Origin of the sequence: Acinetobacter sp. UBA3025, from assembly GCF_002367915.1 — a bacterium.
GTDB lineage: Bacteria > Pseudomonadota > Gammaproteobacteria > Pseudomonadales > Moraxellaceae > Acinetobacter.
In genome coordinates, this window is sequence record NZ_DFDO01000213.1 from 9841 (window position 1) to 13262 (window position 3422).

Below are 3422 nucleotides of genomic sequence, written 5' to 3' on the forward strand. Positions count from 1 at the left end.
CGTTATGTTGAATTTATGGATGAATTACCAAAATCTAACGTAGGCAAAATCCTGCGTAAAGACCTACGTAAGACTGCATAAATCCTGCAATAAAAAAAGCGCCTAAGGGCGCTTTTTTTAATTCTCTTTTTTCATTAGCCAGCGGTCGAAGTAAGGACGTCCTACACCGATCACACCCAAAAAAATAAACATGGTACCAAACTGGCGGTTAAATCCTCTCAAATTAAAACTGCCATAACTGAGAATATTATCTATCAGGCAATAAATGATGATTGCGACCACCCAGTGCCAGATCGGCATGCGTTTGATGCCCACGGCATAGAAGGCAATCCATAAGATAGCAAAGGTAAAGAGGGGAGACCAGATATTCATATTGGCACAAATGACCGCCATCAGAAATGCCACAATCGGCAATACGATTTTTAATACGCGATCCACTTGACGTTGATGCTGGTGCTGTTTCTCGAGGACATCGAACATTTCATTTTGATCAGGGCTGACCATAGTGAATCCTTAATCATTTATAAAAACACTCTATTTAACAAAATTTATTCACGAAACGCCATGCTATGATAGACATAAAAATTCTCAAGAGAAAAATCAGATGCATAGCATTAGTGGGGTTATCTATCTCATTTTGGCAGCTTGTCTTTTACCCTATGTTTTTACCTTGATTGCGAAAAAATCGGCAGGGTTTCGTGCAAAAGACAATCAGAATCCGCGGGCATTTTTAGAAAAGTCTACAGGCCTGGCCAGTCGCGCCAATGCCGCTCAGCAAAATAGCTTTGAAAGCTTACCGCTCTTTATCGCCTCGATTCTGATGGCAGAATATATGGTCGTGCCGCAAAGTCTGGTGATGACCTTTGGGATTGCCTATCTGGTTTTTCGGGTCATCTATGGGATCTGTTATCTGGCGAACTGGTCGACCTTACGTTCAATTGTCTGGCTGTTATCCTTATTATGTCCAATAACCTTACTGCTGTTAATTATCAAAATCTCTTAAGCCAAAAATAAAGCAGGTCGAGATATTTACAGTTCGATATTTTAAAATCAAAAAAAATCTGTAAAAACCGTTATAATTATCGCGGTTTTTAAAAGATATAACTTGTTAAAGAGTGATGCTATGAGCTACAGCAATATCCCAGCGGGTAAAGATGCGCCAAACGACATCTATGTCATTATCGAAATTCCTGCAAATGCAGCACCAATCAAATATGAAATTGATAAAGATTCTGATGCATTATTTGTAGACCGTTTCATGGGTACAGCAATGTTCTACCCAGCGAACTATGGTTATGTTCCAAACACTTTATCTCTAGATGGTGACCCTTTAGACGTATTGGTTGTGACGCCACACCCAGTAGAGCCGGGTTCTGTTATTCGCTGCCGTCCTGTGGGCAAACTGAACATGGAAGATGACGGTGGTGTTGATGCGAAACTGGTTGCGGTTCCACATGAAAAATTGACACCGATCTATAAAGATGTTCAAGAATATACTGATCTTCCTCCATTATTGATCAGCCAGATCGAACACTTCTTCCAGCACTACAAAGACTTGGAACCAGGTAAATGGGTTAAGTTAAGTGGTTGGGAAGGTGCAGATGTTGCGAAACAAGAAGTACTAGACTCAATTGCTGCTTATGCAGAAGCAAACAAATAATTGCTTTGCTTTTCCATTTAAGTCTTTAAACTTTTAAAGCTTAAATAAAAAAACCTGCACAATGTGCAGGTTTTTTTGATTTAAAGCATCGTCAGGACATTAGAATAATTTCACCGGGATGTCTAACCAGATACGCCATTCATTTGTTGAGCTGATAGCATTACTTACATAGTTGCCAGAAGCATTATTGTAAGTATCACTTGCGCGCAAGTATGAGTGACGTAAGCGTAAGTTTGCATCTTTGAATGCACCAGATTGAACCGTATATTTCACTTGGTTAAAGAATTCATGTTCTTCAGCTTGGTCGATAATTTGTGCTGGATTATTTATTTCGGCTACATCAATATCCCAACCATAAACGAATGCTGTTGTCCAGTTTAGACCTGGAAGACCATGGTTTTTAAAATTATAGTTGTACTGTAAGCCAACAGATTTTTCATCGTTACCCTTAAAGTCGGATAAGTATGAGTTTGGTACATAAATGCTTTGTAGACCATCTGCGTTGTAAGCATAGTCGTAACCTATGTTGCCCGCATTATCTTGGTATGCAAGCATCAAATTGTGTGCATCTCTGTTATAGCTTGCAGATACACCCCAAATTGAGTTAGTCAATTCTTCAGTTGCACTGCGTGGATCAGTGGTTGCTGCTCCAACTTTCCATTTAGTATTGTAACCCATTGCCTCTAAAGTTACGGTCGCACCATTTGCTGTAGGAAAGCTGTAATTTACATTCCCATAGTGACGATCTAATTTATCTTTAACGTCTACCCCATAATAAGAGGCATTAACTTGGTCGTTAAACTTGTATTTCGCGCCCCAGAAAATAGCACTGTCCAAATTTTGTTGGTCTGAGCTGATATCATTAGACCATTGATTTTTAGTGAATTTACCACCGATTAACGTCAAGTCTTTAATTTCGTTACTTTCAATATAAAGACCAGTGTAGTACTCAGGGGTTAAACGAGCAGTATTACTTGCAATTACTGGAATTTCAGATACTTGCGTACCATATTTAGCCGTTGTGTTTGATACGCGTGCTTTGACATAAGCACCTCCACGTGCCCAATGATCATAGGCATCTTTAGTTCCATCGGCATTATCTTGACTATGCGTTGGGATCATTTGGTTACCAGTATGCCCATTTTTACCGAGTTTAAATGAAGCATCACCAATGATACCTGCACCAAAACCAACAATACCTTTGGTAAAGCCAGAATCTAGATTAATTATTGCTGTTTGAGCGAAAGAACTCGTATCACTATTTGGTGGAGTGCCTTTATAGTCACGAGATAAATAACCAGTACGGAAAAGTACAGATCCTTCTGCGTCTTCTACAAAACCTTTAGACTCACTCTGCTCGCTAGCAAAAGCGGTTGAGATCAATGCAGCCTGAATCAAAACTGCCAATGTTAATTTTTTTGTGTTTTGCATTGGGAGAGAGCCTTATACAAATTGATGAAAATTTTTAGGAATTGTATAAGATTCGCTGAATAAATGTCATTTTTATTTACGATATTCCACTAAAGTCGAGGGATTTTTTTAATCTAAAGTGAATAATGGTAAGAAATTTAACAGTCTAAATTCTGACCATATAGTAAAAAAACAAATAAAAACAAAGATATTTTTAAATCTAAATTCTCTGAAGGGTATGACTCATGAGTGCATCAATAATATTTAAAATTAAAATTCTTAGAATGAAAAAGTTGAGTGTTCAAAATCTTCATTTTCTATATCAGACTCTTCATTAATAATTTGTTAAAAG

4 protein-coding genes are annotated in these 3422 nt (G+C 38.0%); 2 read left to right on the top strand and 2 right to left on the bottom strand.

Annotated features, from left to right (window positions below; genetic code table 11):
- Positions 1-117: 117 nt before the first annotated feature.
- Complete coding sequence (locus B4J23_RS08940) at positions 118-504, bottom strand: hypothetical protein (protein WP_291360077.1); 387 nt, start codon at positions 502-504, stop codon at positions 118-120.
- Positions 505-604: 100 nt separating this feature from the next.
- On the opposite strand from B4J23_RS08940, the gene B4J23_RS08945 reads away from it, so the two are divergent.
- Together B4J23_RS08945 and ppa are read left to right on the top strand one after the other, a co-directional pair.
- Positions 605-1003, top strand: a complete 399-nt coding sequence (locus B4J23_RS08945) for an MAPEG family protein (protein ID WP_166136510.1) — start codon at positions 605-607, stop codon at positions 1001-1003.
- A gap of 120 nt (positions 1004-1123) precedes the next feature.
- A complete protein-coding gene (gene ppa / locus B4J23_RS08950) occupies positions 1124-1660 on the top strand; it encodes an inorganic diphosphatase (RefSeq protein WP_004896422.1) in 537 nt (178 codons plus the stop codon).
- 99 nt (positions 1661-1759) lie between these two features.
- Here ppa and B4J23_RS08955 read toward each other — a convergent pair whose 3' ends face one another.
- Positions 1760-3091, bottom strand: a complete 1332-nt coding sequence (locus B4J23_RS08955; RefSeq protein WP_291360092.1) for an OprD family outer membrane porin — start codon at positions 3089-3091, stop codon at positions 1760-1762.
- Positions 3092-3422 lie beyond the last annotated feature (331 nt).

What these genes read in the sequence shown, in the direction of transcription:
- B4J23_RS08940 (WP_291360077.1), bottom strand. Translation starts at nt 504, where the DNA reads ATGGTCAGCCCTGATCAAAATGAAATGTTCGATGTCCTCGAGAAACAG.
- B4J23_RS08945 (WP_166136510.1), top strand. Translation starts at nt 605, where the DNA reads ATGCATAGCATTAGTGGGGTTATCTATCTCATTTTGGCAGCTTGTCTT.
- ppa (WP_004896422.1), top strand. Translation starts at nt 1,124, where the DNA reads ATGAGCTACAGCAATATCCCAGCGGGTAAAGATGCGCCAAACGACATC.
- B4J23_RS08955 (WP_291360092.1), bottom strand. Translation starts at nt 3,091, where the DNA reads ATGCAAAACACAAAAAAATTAACATTGGCAGTTTTGATTCAGGCTGCA.